The sequence below is a fragment of the Rhizobium sp. BE258 genome, assembly GCF_031457345.1.
Classification (GTDB): domain Bacteria; phylum Pseudomonadota; class Alphaproteobacteria; order Rhizobiales; family Rhizobiaceae; genus Rhizobium.
Genome location: NZ_JAVDWL010000004.1, coordinates 307,711 through 331,546, shown reverse-complemented (window position 1 = coordinate 331,546; position 23,836 = coordinate 307,711). Strand labels below are relative to the sequence as shown.

Here is a 23,836-nt window from a genome sequence, read left to right as displayed (position 1 = left end):
GAGGCTCATGGACCAAACATCAAAAGCGAGTCAGTCCCGCGGGATCCTATCCAAGTTGACGCTTACCGTCGTGGCGGCGGGCAGCCTTTTGTCGGCCTTGGACCTATTTATCGTCAACATCGCGTTTCCGTCGATACGTGACAGCTTTTCGGACGCCTCGAACCAGTCGCTGTCTTGGGTTCTCAGTGCATATTCTATTGTTTTCGCCGCGCTGCTCGTTCCCAGCGGTCGAATGGGCGATCGGTTCGGCAGGAGAAACGCATTCCGTTTCGGATTGATCGTGTTCGCGATCGCAAGCGCAGCCTGCGCGTTCGCTCCGAACGTCGGAATGTTGATCGCTGCGCGCACCCTCAAGGGCGCTGGTGCCGCATTGATGATCCCGTCATCGATTGGCCTCCTGCTTGGGGCGTATCCGCCTTCTAAGCACAAACAAATGCTCGCCATATGGGCGGCAATCGCGTCCGTGGGCGCTGCACTTGGACCTGTCCTTGGCGGTCTATTGGTACACCTGGATTGGAGATATATTTTTCTGATCAACTTACCAATCGCAATCCCTGCAATTTTCCTGTGTTGCTATCTCCAGGAAACCGAGCGCGGTGAAAGCGGCGTGCCTGACATTTTGGGCTCCGTACTATTTGCGCTCGGCACGGCCTGCGTTGTGGCAGCAATCTCTTACTTCCACGAATGGGGTGCCCTCAGTCACAAACTGTGGGTGATAACCGTCGCCGGTGTCGCCATGTTGTCCGTATTTATCTATCGGTGCAACACCGCGCGCAACCCGGCCCTCGACCTGAGAGTCTTTCGGATCCCAGCCTTCTCGCTAGCGACTATCGGCATGCTGACATTCTACACTGGGTTTTCGATGTCCATCCTCGCGGGAAGCCTCTACCTGACACAGGTATGGGCATGGGACCCGGCCCGCGCGGGTATAGCCTACGCAATCGGCCCTGCCCTGGCCGGCACGACTTCGATTTTGTCCGGGCGAGGGAAAATCGCGCCGAGAACACTGACTCTCATCGGTAGCTTGGTCTTTGTAGCCGCGAGCCTCTGGTGGTTGACGTTCTTGGGCGACACTTCAAATTTCCTCATAGGGTTCCTCCCTGGCTTTGCCTTGTCCGGCATCGCCGCAGGGATGGCACAAGCCGGCTTTTTGGCGGCGGGTACCGCGGTACTATCACCGGGGGAATATTCGGCGGGGAGCGGAATTCTGAATACGTCTCGCCAGATCGGCGGGGCTCTGGGCATTGCGCTACTGGTGGCACTGACTGGGACCGCGCAGCACAGTCAAGATTTCCTCGTCGCTTTCTGGGTAATAAGCGTGACATCACTTGCAGCTGCTGCTACGTCGCTATCGATAAAGAAAAGCCGATCGGCGCGTTGATTTTTGGAGAGGCGCCGCAAGTCGCCCAAAACTAGCGGGGCAGCAATGCGATCCATTGGAATGTTGATTTTCGATGGTGTCCAGGCTCTGGACGTTTCGGGACCTCTCGACGTATTCGCGGAGGCCACCGGGTTTCTACCTGATGGCGAAGGTTACGACGTGACTTTGATCGGTCCAACAAGGACGCCAATCAAAGCTTCGAATGGTATGGGTCTGGTCGCGGATGTCGATTTTGACAGCGTGACAGGTCCGTTCGATCTCTTTCTGGTCGCGGGTGGCCCAGCGCTTCCCTCGGCCAGCATAGACGAGCGAATGAGCGCATGCATATTGCGGCTCTGTAAAGTAAGCGACACTTATGGGTCGGTCTGCACTGGCGCCTTCTGCCTCGGCCACTCAGGCTTGCTCGATGGAAAGCGTGCGACCACCCATTGGCAGAATGCAGCGAACCTAGCTGCCAAGTTTCCTCTGGCGAAAGTCGATTACGATCGAATATTTCTTAGGGACGGCAAGCTCTTGACATCCGCCGGAGTCACAGCCGGCATCGATCTTGCCCTGTCTGTAATTAGGGAACACCACGGTGGAGCTTTAGCTGTGGCGGTTGCGAAGCGCCTCGTCGTAGTCGCCCAGCGGCAGGGCGGACAATCCCAATTCAGTCCATATATAGAGATGGACTTCGATGACGCTTCTCCTCTGGCTAGCCTGACCAAGTATGTTATGGAAAACTTGGCGGAGGCTCTTACCGTGGCGGACCTCGCCCAAGTTGTCGGCATGAGCGCTCGAACTTTCGCCCGTGCTTTCGTCGATTTCGCGAAAGTTACACCCGGCGAGTTCGTGGAGAAAGCAAGGATCGATGCCGCCAGACATGTCTTGGAGGCAACTTCTCATCCGCTGAAGGTAGTCGCGCACCAATGTGGTTTCGGCAATCCGAAGCGCATGCGTCAGGTATTTCTCAAACGTCTCGGCGTGACGCCCGCGGAATACCGCGAGCGCTTTAATCTCAGACCACTCGTCGAAGCTTAGCTTTCCCAAGGAGAATTCAGGATCATCTCCGCAAAGTCCTTGCGCTTATAGCTAGGATCCATCTTAGCAAGAACATCAGCCTTTACGTTACCGAAGGTGGTCTCCGGCTTACGGATCGTTCCCAGGCAGAAAGATGACAGAATCCCATGTTTGAATTTGAGCCCACGGGGGTGGCACGCGCATACTTCTTCGCGTTGGCTCTCAGAGAACTCACCGTAGTTGATCCCTAAAACGTCCATCTCTACGCCAGCGGTAACGAGAGCCACCGTCGGTCGCTTGTGTTGAGGTATTCCTGGCGTCGTGTGCAAGGCGATTGAGTCCCATACATCATCAACGTCGCGCTCCGAGACATCATAGGATTTCAGGAAGTCACGAGCTGCGTTAGCTCCATCCACTTCGAAGCGTTCGGTATCACTCGCATATTGATCCATGATGCCCATGTCGTGGAACATCGCGCCGATGTAGAGGAGCTCCGGGTCGTAGGAAAGACCCTTCCGTTCGCCAGTAAGCGCGCCAAACAGGAAGACCCGGCGCGAGTGGTGGTAGAGAAGGTCTGTCTCAGTCTCCCGGGCCAGATCCGTAGCTGCCTTCGCCATTGCGCTGTCGGGTATCTTGATACCCGCGACAACTTCCGCAGATTTACTCATGTCAATCTTCCTCTAAAGAGTCGCGGCCACTAGCTATGTCTTGTAGCTAGTGGCCCAAGTGAACTAGTCAGCCAGCGCCGGACGTGCTGCGAGAGCCTTGACAACGCCCTCGCCGTAAGCGGGGTCGGCCTTTGTGCAATTGTCAATATGACGCTGCCTCACCTCGTCTGAGACGGCTTCCATAGCGCGTGCCGTATTGTTGAAAAGAACTTGTCGCTGTTCGGCTGTCATCATCCGGAAAAGATTTCCCGGCTGCTCAAAGTGGTCGACGTCTACCCGATGATCCCAATGATCCGCGTCACCTGAGATTTTCAGCGGCGGCTCGCGATATGCGGGCTGCTCCGGCCAGTCGCCGCGCGAATTAGGCACATAGGCCTTCGCAGATCCATGGTTTCCATCGACTCGCATAGCGCCGTCCCTGTGGTACGAATTGTGTGGGTTCTTGGGAGCGTTGACCGGGATCTGGTGGTGGTTCACACCGAGCCTATAGCGCGCTGCGTCGCCGTAAGAGAACAAGCGTGCCTGCAGCATACGATCCGGAGAGAAGCCGATGCCCGGAACCACAGCCGCAGGAGTGAACGAAGCCTGCTCGATCTCGGCGAAGTAATTTTCCGCGTTGCGGTTCAGCTCCATCACGCCAACCTCGATCAGCGGATAGTCTCTATGCGGCCAAACCTTCGTGAGATCGAACGGATTTACCGGATGAGTTTCTGCTGCAGTCTCAGGCATTACCTGGACATAAAGCGTCCAGCGTGGGAACTCACCGTTCTCGATGCTGTCGTAGAGATCGCGGTGATGGCTTTCGCGGTCACGGCCGATCAGATCGGTGGCTTCGGCATCAGTCAGGTTTTTGATGCCCTGTTGTGTCTTGAAGGTAAACTTCACCCAGAAGCGCTCGTTGGCTCCATTGATGAAGCTGTAGGTGTGGCTTCCGAAACCATGCATATGCCGGTAAGTCGCGGGGATGCCGCGCTCGCTCATCACGATAGTGACCTGGTGTAAAGACTCCGGAATTGAAGTCCAGAAATCCCAGTTCGTTTCGGGGTTTCTCATACCAGTGCGCGGATCACGCTTTACTGCATGGTTCAAATCGGGGAAGCGAAGCGGATCACGGAAGAAGAAGACGGGAGTGTTGTTGCCGACAAGATCCCAGTTGCCCTGTTCGGTATAGAACTTGAGAGCAAACCCTCGAATATCACGCTCAGCGTCGGCAGCGCCGCGTTCGCCGGCGACAGTCGAGAAGCGAGCGAACATGTCCGTTTTCTTGCCAACCTGTGCGAAGATGCTCGCGCGGGTGTACGCGGTGATGTCGTTTGTCACCGTGAAAGTACCAAATGCTCCGGCTCCCTTGGCGTGCATACGACGCTCGGGTATCACTTCACGGTCAAAGTGAGCGAGCTTTTCGATTAGCCAGACGTCCTGAAGCAGTGCGGGGCCTCGAGGACCGGCCGTCTGGATGTTGAAGTTATCAACTACGGGCGCTCCGGCCGCAGTCGTCAATGGCTTTTTGCTATCCATTATCTGATGCCTTTGTGATGTTACAGCAAAAGCCGGGCAACCCGGCCTTGACCGCAACATCTGCTTCCCAGCGCCTTATCTCAACCTCGGCAAGGGGCGAGAATCTGCCAATCTTGGTCCGACTCCTGCCGCAAAAAGAAAGGACCCTGCTACAAGGGTAGCAGGGTCCGTCAAAAACGACTTCTGATGTGCGTCAGTGAGCGCCAGCTCCACCTCCGGCAGCAGACCGCTTTGCCAGCAATAGCGCCAATGCGGCGATAGCCAGTACTGTCCCGATCACCGCGAAAGTATCGCTAAAACCCATTATCAACGCTTGCTTTCGCACCACACGGCCCAAAGCCACAACGGCTTCCTTCGTAGCCTGAGTTCTATCCGCGACGCCATGAGACATGAAGTATCCGGTCAATGTATCGACCCGTAGCCGCACTTCGTCTTTAGCCATCGTGATGGACTGCCCGATCACGTTAGAATGAAACTGCTCGCGCTTCGTCAAGATCGTTCCAAGCGACGCAGTACCCACCGCCCCGCCGAGATTGCGAAGCATATTCGTCAAGCCAGACGCGGCAGCTGCGTCAGCAGGCGCAATGCCGCCTGTTGTGATGGCGGTGATCGGCGTCAGTACCAGTGCCTGTCCGATGGCGCGAACGATATTCGGAATCCAAAACTGATCCCCCGCGTTATCAGCCGATAGATAGATATTAAGAAAACAGCTTGCGGCGAAAATTGAGATTCCCACAAAGCCGATGTATCGAGCATCGAAGCGTTTCATCAATACAGGGACTAACGGAATCAGCAGCAGCTGTGGGAGACCGGTCCAAGCGAGAACATACCCGATCTGTTCGGCGTTATATCTCTGCACCTGGCCGAGGTACTGGGGTAGTATGTAAACTGTTCCGAAGAGCGCGATGCCAACCAGCACATTTACCATCACTCCAATGCCGAAGTTTCGCTGAGCGAGCAGCCTGAGCTTGACCAAGGGTTTTTCGACGGTCAATTCGATCCAAATAAACGAGACTAAGAACACGGCTGCGACGATACTGAGCTTTACGATGAACGGCGACGAGAACCAATCGTCCTTGTTGCCCTCCTCCAAGACCGTTTGAAAAGCTGAAAGGCCGATAGTCATCGTCACGATACCAAACCAGTCTCCCTCTCTCAAAAGGCCTAAACGCATCGGCGAGGGGTCAAGCGTAGCCGCCAAGGCGGCCGCCATGATCGCGCTGGGAATCGCATTGATATAGAAGATGGTCTGCCAGCCGTAGTTCTCGGTAAGGTAACCACCGATTGTGGGCCCGATGGCGGGTGCAAAGGTGACCGAAAGCGCAAAGATCGCCAGTCCTAGCGGCTGCTGATTTTTGGGCAGCTTCGTAAGCACCATTGTGAAAGCCATTGGGATGAGTACGCCTCCGGCGAAGCCTTGCAGCCCGCGCAGGACGATCATCGTTCCCAAGTCATGCGCAAAGGAGCATGCGATCGAGAAAAGGGGGAAAAGTATCGAGTTGACGAGGATGTAACGTCGGAACGAGAACACGCTGCTGAGGTAAGCCGTCAACGGTATCACGACGATCTCCCCAATGAGATACGAGGTCGATATCCAGGCGCCATTATCCACGCCCGTACCTATCCCACCCTCAATGTCGAGGAGTGACGCATTTGTGATCTGGATGTTCAGGATCGCCATGAACGCACCGATCATTCCGGCGAGCACGGCAATCCATTCCCGGGCGCTGGCGCTCGGAGCCTTGGCGACGGCTGACATTTTCGTGGCTCCTACTGGTCGCTCGCTGACCGGATGTCGATCACCGGCTGGACAGACATCCCCGGCCTCAAATCACCGCTCTTCATGTCATCCCGATCCAAAATGATCTTCACTGGGATGCGTTGGACCACTTTGGTGAAATTGCCTGTCGCGTTATCCGGTGGCAACAGCGCGAACTCTTGGCCACTGGCCGGTGCAATGCTATCGATCCGCCCGTGATACTGCTTGCCTGGGAACATATCTACGTCGATCTCGACTTCCTGGCCGGGACGCACGTCAGTGAGCTGCGTCTCTTTGTAGTTGGCAACGACGTAAACCTGTTGAGTGGGAACGAGAGACATCAGTTGCGTGCCCGCCTGCACATATTGCCCGGTTCGCAGGGTCCGGTTGCCCACAACACCGTCAACCGGCGCAACTATAGTGGTGTAACTTAGATTGAGCTCAGCCTGGCGCTGCTGGGCCTGTGCTCTGGCAACGGTGGCGCTTGCCTGGGCAATCTGCGCATTTATCAGTAAGATCTGCTTACGTGCGGTCTCCAAGGTCGCTTCATCTCGGGCTACCGTAGCCTTGGCCACCGCGATTTGCGAAGCTGCCTGTTGTGCGGTTTGGACGGGCGCGTAGCCGCTCGTAGCCAGATTCGAGTAACGTTTATTATTTTGCTCCGCGAAGAGCTCATTGGCCTTATCAACCTCGAGGGTGGCCTCTGCAGCGGCAATGTTTGACTGCTGGATATCCAGAGATGCGCGGCTCGCCTCAAGGGTTGCCTGAGCCGCGAGAACGTCCGCATTGGCTTGATCTAACGCAGCTCTAAAATCCCTATCATCGATGCGAGCCAAAGGTGCCCCAGCTTTGATGACCTCGTTGTCCGATACGAGGACCTCTTTAAGATATCCCGAGACCTTGGGCGCGATAGCGCTGCTATCAGCTTTAACGTAAGCGTCGTCGGTCTCGACCTGAAAACGCCCCACGGTCCAATAGTGCTGACCGTAGTACACGGCACCGACAAAAACGGCCAAGCCACCCACAATTAAGAACCCGCGACCGCCTCGACGCTTGCGTGGAGGCGGCTCGGCCGCCGAAAGCGACGCGCCGATGGCCATCTCTTGGGCGACCTTTGCTGGGGGCTCTGCGGTAGGGTTTGGTGTAGTTTCAGCGATAGGCTTCGCCGGATTCAGTACGCGTACGTTATCTGTCATTGGTGTGTTCTCGAATAGTCGACGACATTAAGGAAACTTGTCGTCTTCCAAAATATGCTGTACTTGGATGCTGTCAATCAATTTTGGAAAATAATGATGGTCCAAAATGCCTCACCTCCAAAACGACCGCGTGGTCGCCCCCAAGCGCGTTGCGATGACGACACCCGGAGCGTCATTGTCAATGCTGCTTGCAGGTCATTTAGAGAGGGCGGATACGAGGCCACGAGCGTAATTGCCATCGCACAGGTCGCCGGGGTTTCAACGAAAACACTCTATCGGCTATTCCCGTCGAAAACAGACTTGTTCTCAGCGGTGGTGAGTGCCCGGATCGATGACTTTTTACTTCGGCTCGATGTTGCTGCGCTGGAAGGACTCAACATCCGCGAGGGCCTCGAGCGAATGCTAGGCGCTTACGGTGAACTGACTCTTTCCGAGCGAACCGTGACTTTGCTAAGGCTCATCGTGAGTGAATCCGATCGATTCCCGGAGATCGCCACGGCATTCTACGAGAAAGCAATTGATCGGACAAATGATGCCATGGAGGCTTATCTTCGCTCCCGCATGGACGCAGGGGAGATCAGGCTTGAAGACCCACATGTCGCCTGTGGTATGCTCAGGGGTATGATGATCATGGAACCGCAAAGGTCCGCACTGCTCGGTCAGACTGAGTACCCCAAGCCCATCGAAATTCAGGCCAGAGCTCGGATGTGCGTTGACATCTTTCTAACAGGTACCGCTGGGACCGGACGTAATTGAGGAAATTGGGCGGGCGCTTATACGATCCACGTGCTTCTTGACTTCGCCCAAGTGCTCGTCGTTCAGATTTATCTGTTCGAGATGGCGTATCGTATCGAACAGGTACTCCAGAGCGGTCCCTAGCGGGCCCCGCGCTCTGAAAAGGCGCTCGGCCACTGCTTCAGCAGATAGCTCACCCACGAAACTCGGAGAGAGCGGATTTGCAACAAACGCCAGAGCCCTCAGTGTTTCGGTCGGCGTCACCACCCTTATCCATTCTGCTTGGTAGCCAGAAGTAAACATCTCCCTACGCCAGACAAGCAAAAGCTCCTCGCGTTCGCGCCCCTTGGGGAGTTTGTAAGCGACCCCCTCAGCCCGGCCACCTTGATTGAGCGCCAGAAACAGGGTTGGGCTCTCTGGCGTTCCGCGCCCAAAGGGAGCTGACAAGCAAAAGCTCCGGTGCCAACCGTCCGCATACGCAGCAACACGGACTTCATACTCGAACGCCGGATTCCAGATTAGAGAGCCGTAGGCAAAAATCCAAATCCCATCTTCCGAACTCGCAGCTACGAGGGATCGACCGAGGCTATCCTCTAGCTCTTCGTCCGTGAGAGCAACAACGCCAGGAATTGAACGAGCACGCGCAAGAAACGTGCCATCGAGCAGGGCCTGCCGCGTGATCAAATGCCTCTCATCTTCCTGCTGCAGTGCCGGATTCACACTATGCCTGCTGTTCAGCTGATTGAAATTCGAACCGCGGTGCGCGGATGATTTCGCCTGAGTGGCGATCAACGGTTATGGGATCAGCCTCGTGGCCAGTATTGGTGTCGATGAACACCACGTGTCCGCTGTCCTCTCGAAAATTTCGGTTTCCAAATCCGACGAAAGCTTGGACGACACTCTGAAAATCTTTACCGCGCTCGGTCAGCAGGTATTCGTCCCGTGGAGGATGCTCGCTATATCGCTGCCTGACGAGGAAGCCATGATCGACGAGATCGTTGAGGCGACACGTCAGAGTATTCGGAGCGATCTCAAGACTACGCTGGAAATCGTCAAATCGCTTCGCCCCTTTAATCGCATCGCGAAGGATCAATATGCTCCATTGATCGCCAACGCGCTCGAGCGTCTGCGCGATTGGGCATCTTACATTTGCCAAGCTTTTCCGTTTCACGCGAATTCCTTTCATTGCCAAATTAGGCTAGTGACTTTTATAAAGCAAGTCACCATATTACGGTTCCCGACTGGCTATCACACCGGCAAGAAACAATGAGCCCCCTTGATAATCCAATTTGGCACGCGCTTGCCAACGAGCACAATGAGCTTTCGATCGGCGGAGTAGATGCTAGACGATATCGAGAAGATATCGCGCCATTCGCGGCAATTCGAACCGCTGAACCAGAAGCTTTTCAGCAGCTCGAAGCAACACTTTCACCAGGCCAGACCGTAGCACTGTTTAATGCGGCAGCCCCAATTCTTCCCGGAGGCTGGAAGCTGCTGCGACAACGCCAAATCGAACAGATGACGTGCACGTCTTTTTCCGAAAGGAGAGACTTCTTCCCAATTCGCTTGGGAGCGAGTGACGTAACGGAAATGATGGAGCTTGCCAAGCTGGCAGAGCCTGGTCCATTTGCGCAGAACACAATATCGATGGGTCCCTACTTTGGGGTCCGGTCCTCGACGGGAGTGTTAATCGCAATGGCAGGCGGACGTCTCGCATTACCGCACCACGTTGAGATTAGTGCCGTATGCACCCACCCGGAGCACCGAGGACATGGATACGCGCAATCGCTTGTCGCCTTTATCAGTGAGCGGATTATGCGCGAGGGGCGCATTCCGTTTCTGCACGTGAAGGGCGAAAATAGCGCCGCTCGCGTTTACGAGCGTGTCGGCTTTGTTACACGCGCGCCGATTACTCTTTCCGTAATCGCCAAGGGCTAGTCACTATCGTCATAAAAGCTACGAGCAAGCTTGCGTTGTCAAAGATCCCTGCAGTTCAATCAGGAGAATCCTATGACCTATATCGATCGCACCCAGAACTCTGCAGCAAGCCTATTTTCGGCTCGTGGCGCACGCGCCGCCAAGGCCGCGACCTTCGATACACCTGATCATTCATCGACTAGCGGCCAACCTGGCTTTGCTCTCAATTCCGACAGCGGTAGTTCAAGCAAATTATCTGGCGCCCTTTGGTCGCTCCAATCCGGTACGGATGATGGGATCGACCAGGCACCCGATAAGACGCCAGAGCAGGAATTCAGCGAGTTGGCTGACATGGACCTTGGTGACCGTATGATGCAGCAATATCTGGGCGAACATGGATTGTCTAAAGAGGACTTTGCAAATCTTCCGGCCGAGGAGCGGGAAAAAATTATTGAGGAAGTCCGTCGAAAAGTCCTCGAGCAATCAAAAAGTCAGCAGCTGCAGGCGAAAGCGTCCGGCACAGAGAACGTGGTCCAAGGCCTTGGTGCATCATCTGGTTCCGATCAGGCGGGCCTCTCTGATAGCGAGGGACGTCGCAAACACAAAGACTAAGCACTGCACGCAAATATTCCGATAGACCCCGCCACATGAGGTGAGCAAGTGAGCAACGACGATATCGTAATCTGCAGCCCCGTCCGCACCGCAATCGGCACGTTCAACGGATCTCTTCGTGATCACTCCGCAGTAGATCTCGGGGCAGCTGCTATCAAAGAGGCGATATCAAGGGCCGCTCTTTCCCCTGCCATCATAGGCTCAGTAATTATGGGGAACGTCGTGCAGGCAGGCAACAAGATGAACCCTGCGAGACAGGCAGCCGTAAACGCTGCCCTGCCCGTCTCGGTCCCCGCATTTACCGTCAACCGAGTATGTGGTTCTGGAGCCCAGGCGGTGATCTCGGCCGCACTCGAGATACAGGCGGGGCTGACAGACATCGCGGTCGCGGGCGGCATGGAAAACATGGACCGGGCTCCATACCTTTTGCCAAGCGGAAGATGGGGAAATCGTCTCGGCACCGCGCCGATGTACGACAGTATGCTGAGTGACGGGCTTGAGGACGCTTTTTCGGGCAAGCATTCCGGTTGGCACACTGAGGATCTCGTAAGCCGCCTCGGCATACCCCGCGAAGCACAGGATGAGTGGGCGGCGCGGTCTCAGTCAAGGTTTGCGCAGGCTCAGGAAGCCGGTGCTTTTGTTGATGAAGTCGTGCCACTTACACTGGCTGGAAAGAAGGGGGACACCGTCTTTGACAAGGATGAGGCACCGCGACCGGAGACTAACGTGTCCGTGCTATCGAAGCTCCGGCCGGCATTTCGCCCGGAGGGCACAATCACGGCTGGCAACGCGCCAGGCCTGAATAGCGGCGCCTCAGCGATGCTTATCACAAAGCTCTCTCAGGCTCGTAGCCTTGGACTAAGCGCATCGGCCAGGATCGCGGGTGTGGGGATAGCAGCGGTTGAACCCGCAATGTTTGGCCTTGGACCTGTGCCCGCTATTGGCAACGCTCTCGCGCACGCGGGCTGGACGCTATCAGACCTGCAGCGCGTGGAAATAAACGAGGCCTATGCAGTAGTACCTCTGGCGGTAATGGCAGAAACCGGACTCTCTCATAACATAGTCAACGTTGACGGTGGCGCCATTGCCCACGGCCATCCGATTGGTGCCACCGGGGCTGTTCTTTTGACCCGTCTTATACACTCTATGAAACGAGACGGCCTGCGTAAGGGACTAGTTACCCTGTGCATTGGTGGCGGCCAGGGGATTGCGATAGCGATCGAGCTTACCAGCAACTGATAGCGACTGCGCGCCCGACTGAGACGCGGGCGCGCAGGAGTTCTCAGAAATGATGAATTCTGTCCTCAGCGACATTCTCCACACGTTTGTGGCGAACCTTCCATTGCCCATTGCCGACGCGCGTCAATGTGTCGGTCACCTGAGCATAGGAAATAAGCTTTGGAAAATGCTCATCGTACTCCATGATTGACATCGGGTTATCCTTGAGCGCTGCCGCTTCTGAACTTGGAGCGATCCTGACGAGCAGGATATAGTATGTGACCTTAACGTCCCCGCCATCCACAACGTCAACAACGTGGTTGGCGTTGTGCCGGCGCACCCCATGAGTGATCGGTTCGTAGGCTTTCAAGAACTCCGCCAGCGCAGGCTTTCCGACGCTTCGTCCGAGTGGGTGGTCGACTATTACGTCGTCCGTAAACGAGGCCAGGAGCGTATCGGCCTCCCAACGATCGAAGTAAAAGTTAATGCGATTGACGAAGTTTACAGCTTCGAAGGCGGTTTGGGCATCGGGCACTGTGGACAGGTTCGTCTGGGGGACGGTCATAATCTTATACCTTTGCTGTTGAAGATGCCTGTCGTGACCGGATTAATCCGCAAGACTTGACAGGAAGTGTGCAATAGCACATATTGCTTTTCATGAAAACTCCGTTCGGGCCAGATAACTGCTATTGTTTCGCATCTCGTCGCAGTTCGCGATGGCTTACGCGAACGTATGATGCCGCGCTCGCGCCCTGCAACATCACGATCTCCCAGTTTTCAATCCTGACCGTGCTTGACCACTACAGGTCTCTCAAGATTGCTGACATGGCAGGGATAATGGTGATGGAGCGCACAAGCTTAGTCCGCGCGTTGAAGCCACTGAAAGATTTGGGACTTATTCAGAGCCTCGCCTTGGATGGAGAGCGAGCCAGGGTGGTGTCATTAACCGCTGCCGGTCACGAGAAGCTTGAGCAAGCAATGCCCTGTTGGGAATTGGCGCAGGCAGCGTATGAAGCGAGATTTGGCCAGACCATGGCGTCGCGTGGTCGCGCGGACAATCTACAGATCAGCCAAGCGGCCCTCGACTAGCGGGCCAAAAATCGAACTCAGTGCGCGCTATTTTTGTGTGCAAATACACATAAGGAAGCCAATGGAAATCACTCGGTCTATCGCCTTTGTTACCGGCGCCAACGGTGGAATCGGTCAAGCGCTCGTGGACGAGCTTATCGCCCGTGGTGCGATTAAGGTTTACGCTGCGGCGCGGAACACTGACTCGCTCGAGGCGATCCAAGCTAGACACGGACCTCGCCTTGTCCCCATTCAGTTAGACGTAACTGACATCGCTTCAGTATCAAACGCCAGAGAAACGGCCGTTGACGTAAATCTCGTAATAAACAATGCCGGGTTTTCGGGTGAGACCGGTGCGCTCTCCGGCAACGACTCCGCGCTCGCACGGCGAGAGATGGACGTCAACTACTTCGGACCATTGAATGTATCGAGAGCATTTGCTCCCACGCTCGGAAGAAATGGCGGCGGCGCGATCGTGAACGTCCTGTCATTTTTGTCATTGGTCAACCTGCCGCTAATGGGCACCTACTCCGCCTCGAAAGCTGCGGCGCTTTCCTTGACACATAGCCTGCGCGCGGAACTGAGAGCGCATGGTACCATGGTCGTGGCTGCCATGCCTGTGCAGGTGGACACAGCGATGGGCGCCTGGACAAACCAAGAGAAAGTGACCGCTGAAGATGCGGCGCTGGATATCATCGATGCCATTGAAAATAACCTGTCGGAAGTGTTCCCAGGCGGGCTTTCTCGGTTAGCCGCCGCAGCCTTCGCCGCCGACCCAAAAGCGCTGCAAGCTCAACTTGCTACCGTCCTTCCTTCGACATGAACACAACACCAACTCAAATGAGGACTTGAAATGGAAAAGGCATTTCCGCCGATAAGCAAGCAGGGGATTTTGGATCCTGCGGACCATGTAAGTGCGATTGATTTCGTGAATCGCGTCAACTGGCTCTTTGAGACGTGGGACGTCGAGGGAATGATCGACTCGTTCACTCCCGAGGCTGTTGCCTATCACTTTCACGGGACCATTCGTGGCCACGAGGAAATCCGGCGCTTCTTCGAAGTCGACTATCCTTACCTAATCCCTGGCGTGGGCCGTCACGCAACTAACCATATCGTCGACAAAGATGGTGATGGTGTCGTGGTGCGTTACCACAACCTACTAGTCCGCCACGCATGGCCTGAGGATGCAGTGAAGGTTGGGGCTGGCGAGATTATGGAGAGTGGCCAGGACCTGCCGGGCATCTGGCTGTATTCACCGATGAGGGACTGTCTGATCCGAACCGACAGCGGATGGAAGATCTGGGAGCGCTACATCGGTGGCTCGACGACCAACACGCGCCTATCGCCGCGGGATACAAAGGCTGAGGCATTCAAGGACTTCATGCCCCGTCTCTAACTCTCACCCATAGTCCTTGGGCTCTCCCCCATCTCACCCAAGGACCGGCCAACGCGATTTTCGCCCCTTCGCGTTGGCCTTCTCTTTAAATGAAAGGATACTGGAATGAAGATTGACCTCTCGGGAAAAAGCGCGATCGTCACAGGTTCGTCTGCAGGCATTGGCCTTGCAGCGGCGAAGGCATTGGCTCAGGCAGGTGCAAATGTTGTCATCAATGGTCGTAAGGCTGAAACAGTCACGAAAGCGGTAGAGACGGTCTCGACGGCAGCACCGAATGTTAAGGTTCAGGGCTTCGTTGGGGATCTAAGCAAGGCCGAAGTTGCCGAAGAATTGTTCAGGCAGCATCCATCGTGCGATGTTCTAGTCAACAACCTCGGAATCTATGCCTGGAAGGATTTCTTCGAAGCAACGGATGAGGAGTGGGCAGAGTTCGTTTCAGTTAATGTGACTTCCGGAATCCGGATATCCCGACATTACATGCCAGCAATGATGTCAAACGGTTGGGGACGGGTGATCTTCATCTCCTCAGAATCGGGGCTGAACATTCCGGCTGACATGATCTTCTACGCAACCACCAAGACAGCACAGCTGGCACTGGCACGCGGCCTTGCTAAACGTGCGGCCGGGACAGGCGTGACTGTCAATTCCGTTCTCCCTGGTCCCACGCTTTCAGACGGTGTTGTCTCGATGATCGAGGGTTCAATCGCCGGAACCGATCAGAGCGTGAAAGAAGCCGCCGACGCGTTCGTCAAGGCAAATCGCCCATCCTCGATAATTCAGCGCACGGCTTCCGTCGAGGAGGTTGCGAACATGATCGTATACATCGCATCTCCCCTGTCTTCCGCTACAACCGGTGCCGCGTTGCGCGTAGAGGGCGGGATTGTTGACAGCATCGGCTAAATGAAAAAGGGGGCGAATCTTCGCCCCCTTTTTCATCATACATCCTCTGTAATCAGCCGGTATTGCCCCCCGGACCACTCGACCCGACCTACACCCGGATACTTCCAGTGATAGCCCAAGAGCTTTGCTCGACTTGTGGCGAACCTGTCGAGCAGAAGTTTACGGGTTCTAACCGCCATCTCGTGATCAGCATCAAAACCGAAACGCCAATCCGGATGTTCAAAAGAGATAACCGGGTTCGTTAGTGCATCGCCCGTGATTAGAAGCCCTTCTGCGCCTTCCAGCAACAGCGAGATATGTCCACCCGTATGCCCGGGAGTGCCGACCACTTCAATACCGGTGACTATTTCATGTCCAGGGTTAACAATTGTCAACCGATCACCGATTGCCTTGAAGTTGTCCCGGGCACCAGCTGCGAACGGACGAAGGCCGTCTGCGAGCTTTTCGTCGTCTCGCCAGAAATACCACTCGTCACCGCTGATGAAATGTTGCGCATGCGGAAACAGCAGGCTGCCGTCGGGCCTAACGACGCCGCCCATGTGATCTGGATGCGCATGAGTCAACACAACCTTGGTGACGGCAAGCGGATCCACTCCTGCGGCAGCAAGATTCGGCTCGAAAGCTCCGGCGGTTTCCTGGAACTGAATACCGGACCCCGTATCAACGACAATGAGCTCGCTGCCTTTTCGAATAATTGGAATGTTGGTATCCATGGGCGCACTCGACCGCCCTCCCCCCAGCTTTGCAAGGATTGGACCACGCCTTGTTTCGTCGATCTCCGGCATGATGATATCCGCCGGCAGTGCAATGAAGCCGTCGCTGAGTATGGTGATCTCGAACGACCCTTGGGTGAAGCGGTGTGGGCTGGCAAACCCATTGTGTCCGGGCATAGCTGTCTCCGATTGTCGAAAGGTCCTTGCATTTTACGCGCACGGCAATACTTGTGCAGTGGCGATCGAGACAAAATACGGGGCAAAAATGCCAAAAACTCACCGTATCGGCATTCTTACATTCAAGAGCTGTTCGCAGAGCGCGGTGCACGGCATCGAAGAGATGTGCGAAGTCGCGAACGAACAGGCTCGACTGCTGGGCATTAGTGACCAGATAGCAGCTGCCCGGGTAAGTGCCGGATCAGAGGCTGAATTTCATGTTTCCAATCAGTTGTGCTTCTCCGCGATCGTGTGCCCTCCCATCACCGGAAGCGTTGACATCGAGATGCCTCGAGCAGTCATCCGCTGGCTGGTCGAGAGCGCTGATGCCGGGACAACTATGTGTTCCGCATGCGGGGGAGCTTTCGTTCTCGCTCAGGCGGGATTGTTGGATCATAGGCGAGCGACTACGCACTGGTCTTTAACAGAGGTTTTTGAGGCGAGGTATCCTGCGATCGACGTTCGCACGGAAGACATCCTTATCGAGGATCCGGACATTATTACCGCTGGCGGCGTGATGGCATGGACGCAGTTGGGCCTGAGACTTATCGCGCGGTTCCTCGGGCACGACGTTATGCTGGCGACGGCAAAATTCATGCTGATCGACCCTGCCGATCGTCCTCAACGCTACTACGCCCCTTTCGCGCCGCGGCTCGACCATGGAGATCTCGGAATTGCTGATGTTCAGAGATGGTTACACACGTCCTTGGGAAGAGGCATCACGCTAGATCAGATGGCAGCGCGCGCCCGAACTAGCAAACGAACATTGCTCAGGCGCTTTAACAGGGCGACAGGGATGAACCCTACCGACTATTGCCAACGTTTGAGGGTTAGTCACTCGAGAAGTTTACTGGAGAGAAGCGACATCTCGATCGACGAAATCGCCGTCCAATGCGGTTACGAGGATCAGAATTCTTATCGCAAGATCTTCAAGCGCGTTGTAGGGATAACCCCGGGTGAGTACCGAACGCGGCTCGCCGTGGTGACCTCGCACTACGCGCTAGCTCAAGACAGAAAGGCAACTTACTGAATGGAAACGATTGAGCGCACTTTTGTGAAAATCACTTACGAGGGGAAAGTCGTCGATGGCTTCGGTGCCGACACGGATGATGCTCTTCGTGACGCGCTGCGAAAGTTGTCGCTCGAGCGTGGGTTGGATGAATGGTTCATCTTGAGCACTTCTCGCCGGGAGGACCAGGAGACCGACAAAACGGTCAGGATGTCCTACAGCGTCGCCGACAGCGCGAGACAAACCGCGTTTTCCGCGCTCGACCTTGGTCGTCACTACCGCGGCGCTATCGAGACCGTCAAGACGGTGGCGAACCTGGAACATGGTTTCGCCGGGCGCACGCGGCACGCTGTAGAGGAAGTAGCGATATACGCCATCGGCGCGGCAAAGTATTTAAAGCAGGTTTCGGGCAACGCTATCGACGTCCGCTCCGACCTATTGAACGCCCTCTCCGGCACCCGGTGGAAGAAAGTCGTAGACGTCGACCGTTTGATACTAAGGCGCTCAGGCTAAACCGCGCGGGTCCGGCTTACTCTTGGAGGAAGGCCAAATTTACTGCGATAGGCCCGACTGAACGCAGCTTCCGATTCGTATCCAACTGAGAACGCAATCTCTTTCACTGGAAGATGTGAGTTCTGAAGCAGTTCAGCAGCTATCGAAAGCCTCCAATTCTGGAGGTAGCGCAATGGCGACGTGCCCACGAGCTGTGCGAACCGGTCCGAAAAACTTGATCGCGACATGCCTGCTAAAGAAGCCAACGATGCGACCGACCATGAGTTCGATGGTTGCCGATGAAGCGCGGCCACTACACGGCTTATTCTGTCGTCGGCGAGTGATCCTACCCATCCATCATTCTGAACAGTGCGCGACCACGTGCGGATGCACCGTATCACGAGGATATCAATCACCCTGGATATCATCAGTGAAAAACCCGGCTCTGGCCGCGCCGTCTCAAGGACAAGAAACTTAGCCACATCCTTGATCAACACAGACGAATTGTCCATTTCAGGGGTGATATGTATTAGATCAGGCAACAAGCGCAGAAGTGGTATCGCCGCGTCAGCGTTGTCGAAATCGAATGTGGCGCTGATGATCCTGGGTCGACTCGCGTCGACAATACAAGATGCCCTAATTCTATGATGTACCCCCGCTCGCGGGATCAGCACTATCTCTCCCTGGCCCACAAGCAGGGGCACTCTCGCCGGTCGCACGATTTCGATCGCTCCCTCCTGCACGACGTGGATAGTCGCAGCATCTCTTAGCCCGGATTGTTCGCTTTCAGGAGGGAGTTCTCCCGCGAAGACGGCGCCGCCTTTGAGCTGTACAAATCTGAGGACGTCCGAAAGTAGATCAACGGCGTCCGCTTCTTTGGACGATTGATCAATTAATCCGTTTTCCGTGCCATAGAGCGCCACTACGTCTAGTCCTAATCTCTCGCTTGTAACCCAAGGCTTTGGGGCGGCACAAGGGTCCTTAACCCTTCGCGACCGGCCTGAGCCCCAGGAGCACACCTTTGCAGAAAAGCCTGCTCAATCAAGCAAAAGGATTTCGATATGCTCAAAACACTACTCTCCGGCCTAGCCGGCTTGATGGCCCTCTCCGGCGCATCGACGTCGGCGGTCGCCGCGCAGACAGTCAAAAACATCGTCTTAGTCCACGGTGCTTTCGTTGATGAATCAAGCTGGCAACCGGTCGCCCAAATCCTCGAGAAGGACGGCTTTCACGTAACCCTCGTCAAGAACCCGCTCACCTCGCTGGACGCGGATGTCGAAGCCACACGAAAGGCGCTCGACGCCCAGAACGGTCCGACTGTGCTCGTTGGCCATTCTTGGGGCGGTGTTGTCATTACGGAGGCCGGTGACGATCCCAAGGTAAAGGCCCTTGTGTATGTCTCCGCGTTCGCCCCAGAAAAAGGTGAGTCTGTTGCAGCTCTCGGAAACGCTGGGACGAAGACCGCCGGCATTGCAGCCATCCGTCCCGACCAGAAGGGATATCTTTCCATCGATCCGGCAGCATTCCCCAAGGTTATTGCCGCAGACGTGCCGCCGAAGATCGCGGAGGCACTGGCCAACAACCAGCTCCCATTGAACCACACTGCGTTCGAAGCGAAGGTTACGCGTGCCGCTTGGCACACCAAGCCGTCTTTCTATGTTGTAAGCGGACAGGATAAGTTGCTAGATCCCAAGGATCAGCACTTCTTCGCATCACGCATCAACGCCAAAACTACCCAGGTTGAAGGAAGTCACGCCTCACTGGTGGTTCACGCAAAAGAAGTCGCGCGCGTGATCGAAAAGGCTGCTGCTGCCAAGTGACGCAAATGCAGAGCGGCAGAAAAGCCGCTCTGCCCCTTGAGGGCGGAAGCGTGAATGCTTAGGTCTGCTCGGTCATGATCGATCCAAATTTTCCCCGTGCGGTACAGACACTGGTCGCAATATGGAGCCTCAACGCTGAAGGTGCCGTCGCATCTGTGAGGGAGCTATCGGCGAAATTGACGTTTCCTGACTCAGAAGTGATTGCTTTAACGAAAGCACTTGCGTCCAAAAACATGTTGGAGTTCCACGGCGACGGCATCAGCATACTAGCCGCCCCTTCTGAGATTCCCTTGGTGGAGGTCTATGCAGCGGTGACTCGAAATCGACACTGGCTCGAAACTACATCGGTGGTACCAAATCTCGACCAACTGCTTCAGAACATTGAAGAAAGGGCACAGCAGGCGTTGATACGCGAACTTGGTTCGAGAACGCTAGCTGATGTCATCGCGTCAAACAGCTATCCAGCAGCAGTAGCGTATTGACTTTAACTATGTGCAATAGCACATATGATGCCACCTTCAATTTTTGTTTCCGAGGTCTTCGTGTCGAAATGGATCGGCTGGACATCATAGAACTGTTCCTACGCGTCGCCAGCTCCGGCAATTTTACGAAAGCTGCTCGAGAGATTGGAATTTCACAGCCAACAGTTAGCAGACACATGGCGGAGCTAGAAGGCAGGCTTGGGACGGCACTATTGCGCAGGTCCGCGCGAGGTGTGAGTCTCACTGAAGCCGGTAGAGACTACTATAAATCGGCCTTGGGCATATTGCGAGACCTTGAAGATTGCGAAGCTCGCGTTAGCGAGCACCGTGTGCGCCCACAAGGGAGTCTTAGCGTTTCGGTGCCCGGCGGCCTTGCCAAAGAGCTTATTGTCCCCTTTCTCAATGACTTTCTGACCGAGCATCCCAAAATCAGATTGCACCTCAATCCTCAGATTGCCGAAGTCAACACTATTGATGGCGGGTATGATCTGATAGTAAGAATTGGTCTCCCTGGAGACGGATCTCTCATCTCGCGGAGAGTCGGGTTCACGTCCATGGTCACTGTCGCATCTCCCTCATTAGTTGATGTCATCCCGACAATAACCCGCGTCGAAGATCTACGAGGTCATAACCTTATTTATTGGGATCAAGACGCAAACAGCTCCGCTTGGAAGTTTTCGCAAGACGGTGACGACGTGGATTTTCCCATTAAGCCAGCGATCCTCTCCGGGGATGCGGATCTTATATGTGCGGCGGCGGAACGCGGGCTCGGGATCGCGAATGGTCCGCGCTGGCTTTTCGACCAATCCTTGCGTGAGGGGTTGTTGGTGGAAGTGCTTCCCCAGCTCCCACGGACACCACTTCCTATCTTCGCACTTTGGCGTGGCCCGCGCCAACCTCCACTGCGTACGAAGGTCTTCGTGGACTTTTTATCACGAGCACTCGGGTCTTCAGTCGTCGCGCCTGCAGCAAAACATCTTCGGATCGCCCATTCGCAATGAACATTCGCTCTAATAATCTCATACGAGACTTTTCTCCCAAGACGTCGCTCCTCGATTTCCTCTGTGAGGGCCCGCTGGCGCCAACCACCTGGCTCTTCGTCTATGACATCTGGATGATACGGCCACTCGTTGATGCAGTTGAGCGCCAGCCTGCTCTAGTTCGCGGCTGGAGGCGGTCTGTCTCTGCAGCTTTAGACGAACTTGGCGCGGAGTTGCCGCTGACGCTGATCCCAAACGGCTCAACGCATGGAGCGCTCTTGAGCCTCTCTGAGCGCCAAGTTGAGCGTGTCTGGAAACATTGGGTAGACACCAGGGGTTTTCGTCCCGCATGGGTTAACGCCTGGTGCTCCGGCAAGATGATACGCGCCATGGCGTTCGTCACGCAGGGAAAAGTGGTTGATCGCCCTCCCATTGGATTCTTGTTGCAGAATACTCCCGAGGCATCCGCAATCAGGAACGCCGGACAGGTGGCACGCGAGCTAAATTCGGCGTTAAGGGAAATGAACGTTTCCGACAATTACCTTTCGAGATTGGAACGCGGCCTAAAGATTGCAGCCAATGGAAATGAAGCTTCTCTGTCGAGGTTCAGAGGCCCGCGCAGTGGGTCTAGCCAATGACGCACTTCGAACCCCAAAGCTGTCATTGTACCTCACTACGACGCGCCGCTCGTTCCACAACCCGCTTTTATGATGAGATACTTGAGCCCTCCGGACTGAGCATCTCGCAGTTTGCGTTAATGACGGTTGCATCAGATCATCCAGAGACTTCCTCGGGATCGCTGGGAAGGATGCTGGGGCTCGACAAGTCGACATTTGGGCGCAGCCTGAGCCCACTCTTGAAGGCCAAGTTGATCCAAATTCATCAGAGCGAGCGTGACCGCCGTGTCCGGACCGTTCAAATCACTCAGGCTGCGACACTCGCTCTGGCGAAGGCAGATGCTCTCTGGAGCGAAGCGGAGAGAAGCTTCGTCTCTCTCGTCGGACAAGTACAAGCTGATCGATCGCGAGCAGTCTCGTCACATGTAGTCGAGCGGATGACCGTTGATCGGATCGCAAGGAATTCACCATGAGTGCTCAGCCGAAGGACACCCAGGCCCAATCACCAATTATTCCGCTCCTCGGAACAAGCGAATTGGAGGCGCTGAACGGGAGGATGAATGATCACGAGACGTGTGATGAGAATGCAGGTCAGTGCCCGTTCACCTTCGTCGCCGCCAAGTTAGGTGGGGCGTTTGAAGGTTGACACATACAACGGCTTAGCCGATCCCCACAGGGAAGATGCTTCTGCTCCATCGCCGCTCGCGGGCTTTAGCTGCACGAACGGAAGCGTCATCGTGTGCACTTACCGATGACCGCCTTCTCGCTAATGATTGCGCGCGAGCGTATGGGTGCAGCCTTCATCGACAGCCGTGATCTGGAAACATTCGCGATTTCCGCTGAAAAATTTGGCTCTTATCGCCTCTGGCTGACCGCTGATGAGAGGTTTTCAGATACCCAACTGCTGCTGAAGCGGGTAGCGAACTCAACCAGCAAGATGCGGATCGCGCTGCATCGGGAAGGCGCAACAGGCGCCACATACAGGGTCTTAAACAACCCTATGATGACGGGTTTTTTCCCGTCGCGTCTCGACGTATTGCTTGGCACCCCAAGTTCGAAGCCGAGTTCGACTGATGGCAGAGCCGGTACACCTAGCGCCATCGGCAGACTCCGCGACAAGCTTATCTCTTTCTTCGACCCTGTTAGCGAGTACGAGCAGCAATCAGATCTACCAATCTTCATATTGGGCTCCACGATCCACGCATCGCAGATTGCGGCCGGCCTCGGTTTCCCGTTCGTCTACGGCCAACACATATCGGATAACGAAAAGACGTTTGCAATCGCGTCATACAAGCGTAATTTTCAATCCTCACCCGCGCTTTCGAAGCCATACCTTGTACTGGCCATCGATTTTTGAAAGCCTGATTGCCGAGAGAGACCTTGAAGGAAAACCCACAAATGAAACGATAGATATCGTGATAGATCGTCAACATCTCCGAAGGGCACTCCTTGAAACTATCTTGGAGAGCCGTCCGAGCGAAATCGTATTTCTCCTTGCCCGTACTTCCTTCTTACATCCGGAGACACAAGCGAGGCTCATAGCTGAGGCGATGGAAGGGCTCTAAGGCTTTGACAATCTCGGACTGCAGAAGTTATGTGTAGCCACACCAATGGGCACGGCGATGACAACGAAAAAGAACGAGAGCAAGCGAAAACTACCTACTGAACTCTGCTACTCGCTCGCAACGAGGCAGTTCTCTAGATTGCTGGGTCGTGTGTACCACAAGCACATGCATCCGTGTGGCATATCCGCTGGCGATTTCGCCATACTAGAATTTCTCTCTCAGTGTGGGGAGATGACGATGGTCGATCTTGCACGTAGGCTGGTGATGGATAGGACGACTCTCGTAAGGACATTGAAGCCGCTGCAAGACGAAGGTTACGTTGTCGCACAACCCGACCCCGTGGAGCCGCGCAGACTGAACATTGTTCTCACGGCTGGTGGAGAGACTAAGCGACGGGAGGCGACTCCGCTCTGGGAGGCCGCCCAAGAAGAGGTTGAACGCATGATCGGTAAAACTCAGGCATCTGCTCTCCGCGTGAGCATAGGAAGTGCGGTGCATGAGGGCAAGGAGACCGCCTGAACCAAACGATTCCGGGTTGAGTGAACAGTGACCGCAGCGGTCACCGTTGTTTTCTG

At 55.3% G+C, this 23,836-nt stretch carries 28 protein-coding genes; 19 read left to right on the top strand and 9 right to left on the bottom strand.

The window, feature by feature from the left end:
* The first annotated feature begins 7 nt into the window (after positions 1 to 7).
* Entirely contained in the window at positions 8 to 1,381 is a 1,374-nt protein-coding gene (locus J2X43_RS16065) for an MFS transporter (RefSeq protein ID WP_310295302.1), read from the top strand.
* Between the two features lie 60 nt (positions 1,382 to 1,441).
* Positions 1,442 to 2,401 carry a DJ-1/PfpI family protein gene (locus tag J2X43_RS16060; RefSeq protein WP_310295300.1) on the top strand — a complete coding sequence of 320 codons (960 nt, stop codon included), beginning with the start codon at positions 1,442 to 1,444 and terminating at the stop codon, positions 2,399 to 2,401.
* Here the strand turns inward: J2X43_RS16060 and J2X43_RS16055 are convergent.
* From J2X43_RS16055 to J2X43_RS16040, 4 genes are all read right to left on the bottom strand, one after another.
* Complete coding sequence (locus tag J2X43_RS16055) at positions 2,398 to 3,048, bottom strand: HD domain-containing protein (RefSeq protein WP_310295298.1); 651 nt, start codon at positions 3,046 to 3,048, stop codon at positions 2,398 to 2,400. The genes J2X43_RS16060 and J2X43_RS16055 overlap by 4 nt on opposite strands.
* Positions 3,049 to 3,111: 63 nt before the next feature.
* On the bottom strand, positions 3,112 to 4,566 hold the full coding sequence (locus tag J2X43_RS16050; RefSeq protein WP_112389294.1) for a catalase: 1,455 nt from the start codon (positions 4,564 to 4,566) through the stop codon (positions 3,112 to 3,114).
* A 193-nt stretch (positions 4,567 to 4,759) separates the two neighbouring features.
* On the bottom strand, positions 4,760 to 6,325 hold the full coding sequence (locus J2X43_RS16045; RefSeq protein ID WP_112389295.1) for a DHA2 family efflux MFS transporter permease subunit: 1,566 nt from the start codon (positions 6,323 to 6,325) through the stop codon (positions 4,760 to 4,762).
* Between the two features lie 11 nt (positions 6,326 to 6,336).
* Complete coding sequence (locus J2X43_RS16040) at positions 6,337 to 7,521, bottom strand: HlyD family secretion protein (protein ID WP_112389296.1); 1,185 nt, start codon at positions 7,519 to 7,521, stop codon at positions 6,337 to 6,339.
* 96 nt (positions 7,522 to 7,617) lie between these two features.
* On the opposite strand from J2X43_RS16040, the gene J2X43_RS16035 reads away from it, so the two are divergent.
* Positions 7,618 to 8,277, top strand: coding sequence for a TetR/AcrR family transcriptional regulator (locus J2X43_RS16035; RefSeq protein ID WP_112389529.1), 660 nt, complete (start codon positions 7,618 to 7,620; stop codon positions 8,275 to 8,277).
* Here the strand turns inward: J2X43_RS16035 and J2X43_RS16030 are convergent.
* Positions 8,245 to 8,976, bottom strand: coding sequence for a gamma-glutamylcyclotransferase (locus J2X43_RS16030; protein WP_310295295.1), 732 nt, complete (start codon positions 8,974 to 8,976; stop codon positions 8,245 to 8,247). The genes J2X43_RS16035 and J2X43_RS16030 overlap by 33 nt on opposite strands.
* A 1-nt stretch (position 8,977) precedes the next feature.
* Positions 8,978 to 9,442, bottom strand: a complete 465-nt coding sequence (locus tag J2X43_RS16025; protein WP_310295293.1) for a helix-turn-helix domain-containing protein — start codon at positions 9,440 to 9,442, stop codon at positions 8,978 to 8,980.
* Between the two features lie 80 nt (positions 9,443 to 9,522).
* Here J2X43_RS16025 and J2X43_RS16020 point away from each other — a divergent pair, with 80 nt between their 5' ends.
* From J2X43_RS16020 to J2X43_RS16010, 3 genes are all read left to right on the top strand, one after another.
* Positions 9,523 to 10,194 (top strand): GNAT family N-acetyltransferase, encoded by a 672-nt coding sequence (locus J2X43_RS16020; protein WP_112389299.1) that lies wholly within the window; start codon positions 9,523 to 9,525, stop codon positions 10,192 to 10,194.
* 72 nt (positions 10,195 to 10,266) lie between these two features.
* Positions 10,267 to 10,785 carry a hypothetical protein gene (locus J2X43_RS16015; protein ID WP_112389300.1) on the top strand — a complete coding sequence of 173 codons (519 nt, stop codon included), beginning with the start codon at positions 10,267 to 10,269 and terminating at the stop codon, positions 10,783 to 10,785.
* Positions 10,786 to 10,833: 48 nt separating this feature from the next.
* Positions 10,834 to 12,024, top strand: coding sequence for an acetyl-CoA C-acyltransferase (locus J2X43_RS16010; protein ID WP_310295291.1), 1,191 nt, complete (start codon positions 10,834 to 10,836; stop codon positions 12,022 to 12,024).
* A gap of 43 nt (positions 12,025 to 12,067) precedes the next feature.
* On the opposite strand, the gene J2X43_RS16005 is transcribed toward J2X43_RS16010, so the two are convergent.
* Positions 12,068 to 12,568 carry a nuclear transport factor 2 family protein gene (locus tag J2X43_RS16005; RefSeq protein ID WP_112389301.1) on the bottom strand — a complete coding sequence of 167 codons (501 nt, stop codon included), beginning with the start codon at positions 12,566 to 12,568 and terminating at the stop codon, positions 12,068 to 12,070.
* Positions 12,569 to 12,660: 92 nt separating this feature from the next.
* Here J2X43_RS16005 and J2X43_RS31110 point away from each other — a divergent pair, with 92 nt between their 5' ends.
* The 4 genes from J2X43_RS31110 to J2X43_RS15990 all read left to right on the top strand — a co-directional run bounded on the left by J2X43_RS31110 (position 12,661) and on the right by J2X43_RS15990 (position 15,367).
* Positions 12,661 to 13,092, top strand: coding sequence for a MarR family winged helix-turn-helix transcriptional regulator (locus J2X43_RS31110; RefSeq protein ID WP_112389302.1), 432 nt, complete (start codon positions 12,661 to 12,663; stop codon positions 13,090 to 13,092).
* A 61-nt stretch (positions 13,093 to 13,153) separates the two neighbouring features.
* The gene (locus J2X43_RS16000; RefSeq protein ID WP_112389303.1) at positions 13,154 to 13,894 is read left to right on the top strand and encodes an SDR family NAD(P)-dependent oxidoreductase; all 741 of its coding nucleotides are present in this window, start codon (positions 13,154 to 13,156) and stop codon (positions 13,892 to 13,894) included.
* Positions 13,895 to 13,924: 30 nt separating this feature from the next.
* On the top strand, positions 13,925 to 14,467 hold the full coding sequence (locus J2X43_RS15995; protein ID WP_112389304.1) for a nuclear transport factor 2 family protein: 543 nt from the start codon (positions 13,925 to 13,927) through the stop codon (positions 14,465 to 14,467).
* A gap of 105 nt (positions 14,468 to 14,572) precedes the next feature.
* Complete coding sequence (locus J2X43_RS15990; protein ID WP_112389305.1) at positions 14,573 to 15,367, top strand: SDR family NAD(P)-dependent oxidoreductase; 795 nt, start codon at positions 14,573 to 14,575, stop codon at positions 15,365 to 15,367.
* A 35-nt stretch (positions 15,368 to 15,402) separates the two neighbouring features.
* Here J2X43_RS15990 and J2X43_RS15985 read toward each other — a convergent pair whose 3' ends face one another.
* On the bottom strand, positions 15,403 to 16,257 hold the full coding sequence (locus tag J2X43_RS15985; RefSeq protein WP_112389530.1) for an MBL fold metallo-hydrolase: 855 nt from the start codon (positions 16,255 to 16,257) through the stop codon (positions 15,403 to 15,405).
* A gap of 58 nt (positions 16,258 to 16,315) precedes the next feature.
* Between J2X43_RS15985 and J2X43_RS15980 the strand changes: the two genes are divergently transcribed.
* On the top strand, positions 16,316 to 17,326 hold the full coding sequence (locus J2X43_RS15980) for a GlxA family transcriptional regulator (protein ID WP_162706029.1): 1,011 nt from the start codon (positions 16,316 to 16,318) through the stop codon (positions 17,324 to 17,326).
* Positions 17,327 to 17,818 carry a hypothetical protein gene (locus J2X43_RS15975; protein ID WP_112389307.1) on the top strand — a complete coding sequence of 164 codons (492 nt, stop codon included), beginning with the start codon at positions 17,327 to 17,329 and terminating at the stop codon, positions 17,816 to 17,818. It begins immediately after the preceding gene.
* Here the strand turns inward: J2X43_RS15975 and J2X43_RS15970 are convergent.
* Positions 17,815 to 18,720: an AraC family transcriptional regulator gene (locus J2X43_RS15970; RefSeq protein ID WP_310295287.1), complete on the bottom strand. Its 906-nt coding sequence runs from the start codon at positions 18,718 to 18,720 to the stop codon at positions 17,815 to 17,817. The two genes, J2X43_RS15975 and J2X43_RS15970, sit on opposite strands and share 4 nt — an antisense overlap.
* Positions 18,721 to 18,858: 138 nt before the next feature.
* Here J2X43_RS15970 and J2X43_RS15965 point away from each other — a divergent pair, with 138 nt between their 5' ends.
* From J2X43_RS15965 to J2X43_RS15940, 7 genes are all read left to right on the top strand, one after another.
* Entirely contained in the window at positions 18,859 to 19,617 is a 759-nt protein-coding gene (locus J2X43_RS15965; protein WP_112389310.1) for an alpha/beta hydrolase, read from the top strand.
* Between the two features lie 74 nt (positions 19,618 to 19,691).
* Complete coding sequence (locus tag J2X43_RS15960) at positions 19,692 to 20,099, top strand: Rrf2 family transcriptional regulator (RefSeq protein WP_112389311.1); 408 nt, start codon at positions 19,692 to 19,694, stop codon at positions 20,097 to 20,099.
* An 8-nt stretch (positions 20,100 to 20,107) separates the two neighbouring features.
* Positions 20,108 to 21,100 (top strand): LysR family transcriptional regulator, encoded by a 993-nt coding sequence (locus tag J2X43_RS15955; protein WP_112389312.1) that lies wholly within the window; start codon positions 20,108 to 20,110, stop codon positions 21,098 to 21,100.
* 613 nt (positions 21,101 to 21,713) lie between these two features.
* The gene (locus J2X43_RS31105) at positions 21,714 to 22,169 is read left to right on the top strand and encodes a MarR family winged helix-turn-helix transcriptional regulator (protein ID WP_112389314.1); all 456 of its coding nucleotides are present in this window, start codon (positions 21,714 to 21,716) and stop codon (positions 22,167 to 22,169) included.
* A complete protein-coding gene (locus tag J2X43_RS15950) occupies positions 22,166 to 22,342 on the top strand; it encodes a hypothetical protein (RefSeq protein ID WP_162706033.1) in 177 nt (58 codons plus the stop codon). Before J2X43_RS31105 ends, J2X43_RS15950 begins: the two co-directional genes overlap by 4 nt.
* Positions 22,343 to 22,447: 105 nt before the next feature.
* Entirely contained in the window at positions 22,448 to 23,053 is a 606-nt protein-coding gene (locus J2X43_RS15945; RefSeq protein ID WP_310295284.1) for a hypothetical protein, read from the top strand.
* Between the two features lie 265 nt (positions 23,054 to 23,318).
* Complete coding sequence (locus J2X43_RS15940; protein WP_162706034.1) at positions 23,319 to 23,780, top strand: MarR family winged helix-turn-helix transcriptional regulator; 462 nt, start codon at positions 23,319 to 23,321, stop codon at positions 23,778 to 23,780.
* Positions 23,781 to 23,836 lie beyond the last annotated feature (56 nt).

Excerpts from the sequence above, each read along its gene's own strand:
- J2X43_RS31110 (WP_112389302.1), top strand. The coding sequence starts at position 12,661 with ATGAAAACTCCGTTCGGGCCAGATAACTGCTATTGTTTCGCATCTCGT.
- J2X43_RS31105 (WP_112389314.1), top strand. The coding sequence starts at position 21,714 with ATGACGCACTTCGAACCCCAAAGCTGTCATTGTACCTCACTACGACGC.
- J2X43_RS16005 (WP_112389301.1), bottom strand. The coding sequence starts at position 12,568 with ATGACCGTCCCCCAGACGAACCTGTCCACAGTGCCCGATGCCCAAACC.
- J2X43_RS15990 (WP_112389305.1), top strand. The coding sequence starts at position 14,573 with ATGAAGATTGACCTCTCGGGAAAAAGCGCGATCGTCACAGGTTCGTCT.
- J2X43_RS16050 (WP_112389294.1), bottom strand. The coding sequence starts at position 4,566 with ATGGATAGCAAAAAGCCATTGACGACTGCGGCCGGAGCGCCCGTAGTT.
- J2X43_RS15940 (WP_162706034.1), top strand. The coding sequence starts at position 23,319 with ATGACAACGAAAAAGAACGAGAGCAAGCGAAAACTACCTACTGAACTC.
- J2X43_RS16065 (WP_310295302.1), top strand. The coding sequence starts at position 8 with ATGGACCAAACATCAAAAGCGAGTCAGTCCCGCGGGATCCTATCCAAG.
- J2X43_RS16025 (WP_310295293.1), bottom strand. The coding sequence starts at position 9,442 with ATGAAAGGAATTCGCGTGAAACGGAAAAGCTTGGCAAATGTAAGATGC.
- J2X43_RS15955 (WP_112389312.1), top strand. The coding sequence starts at position 20,108 with ATGTGCAATAGCACATATGATGCCACCTTCAATTTTTGTTTCCGAGGT.
- J2X43_RS15985 (WP_112389530.1), bottom strand. The coding sequence starts at position 16,257 with ATGCCCGGACACAATGGGTTTGCCAGCCCACACCGCTTCACCCAAGGG.
- J2X43_RS16060 (WP_310295300.1), top strand. The coding sequence starts at position 1,442 with ATGTTGATTTTCGATGGTGTCCAGGCTCTGGACGTTTCGGGACCTCTC.
- J2X43_RS15950 (WP_162706033.1), top strand. The coding sequence starts at position 22,166 with ATGAGTGCTCAGCCGAAGGACACCCAGGCCCAATCACCAATTATTCCG.
- J2X43_RS16045 (WP_112389295.1), bottom strand. The coding sequence starts at position 6,325 with ATGTCAGCCGTCGCCAAGGCTCCGAGCGCCAGCGCCCGGGAATGGATT.
- J2X43_RS16035 (WP_112389529.1), top strand. The coding sequence starts at position 7,618 with ATGGTCCAAAATGCCTCACCTCCAAAACGACCGCGTGGTCGCCCCCAA.
- J2X43_RS16020 (WP_112389299.1), top strand. The coding sequence starts at position 9,523 with ATGAGCCCCCTTGATAATCCAATTTGGCACGCGCTTGCCAACGAGCAC.
- J2X43_RS16055 (WP_310295298.1), bottom strand. The coding sequence starts at position 3,048 with ATGAGTAAATCTGCGGAAGTTGTCGCGGGTATCAAGATACCCGACAGC.
- J2X43_RS16000 (WP_112389303.1), top strand. The coding sequence starts at position 13,154 with ATGGAAATCACTCGGTCTATCGCCTTTGTTACCGGCGCCAACGGTGGA.
- J2X43_RS15965 (WP_112389310.1), top strand. The coding sequence starts at position 18,859 with ATGCTCAAAACACTACTCTCCGGCCTAGCCGGCTTGATGGCCCTCTCC.
- J2X43_RS15975 (WP_112389307.1), top strand. The coding sequence starts at position 17,327 with ATGGAAACGATTGAGCGCACTTTTGTGAAAATCACTTACGAGGGGAAA.
- J2X43_RS15995 (WP_112389304.1), top strand. The coding sequence starts at position 13,925 with ATGGAAAAGGCATTTCCGCCGATAAGCAAGCAGGGGATTTTGGATCCT.
- J2X43_RS16040 (WP_112389296.1), bottom strand. The coding sequence starts at position 7,521 with ATGACAGATAACGTACGCGTACTGAATCCGGCGAAGCCTATCGCTGAA.
- J2X43_RS15945 (WP_310295284.1), top strand. The coding sequence starts at position 22,448 with ATGACCGCCTTCTCGCTAATGATTGCGCGCGAGCGTATGGGTGCAGCC.
- J2X43_RS16015 (WP_112389300.1), top strand. The coding sequence starts at position 10,267 with ATGACCTATATCGATCGCACCCAGAACTCTGCAGCAAGCCTATTTTCG.
- J2X43_RS15960 (WP_112389311.1), top strand. The coding sequence starts at position 19,692 with ATGATCGATCCAAATTTTCCCCGTGCGGTACAGACACTGGTCGCAATA.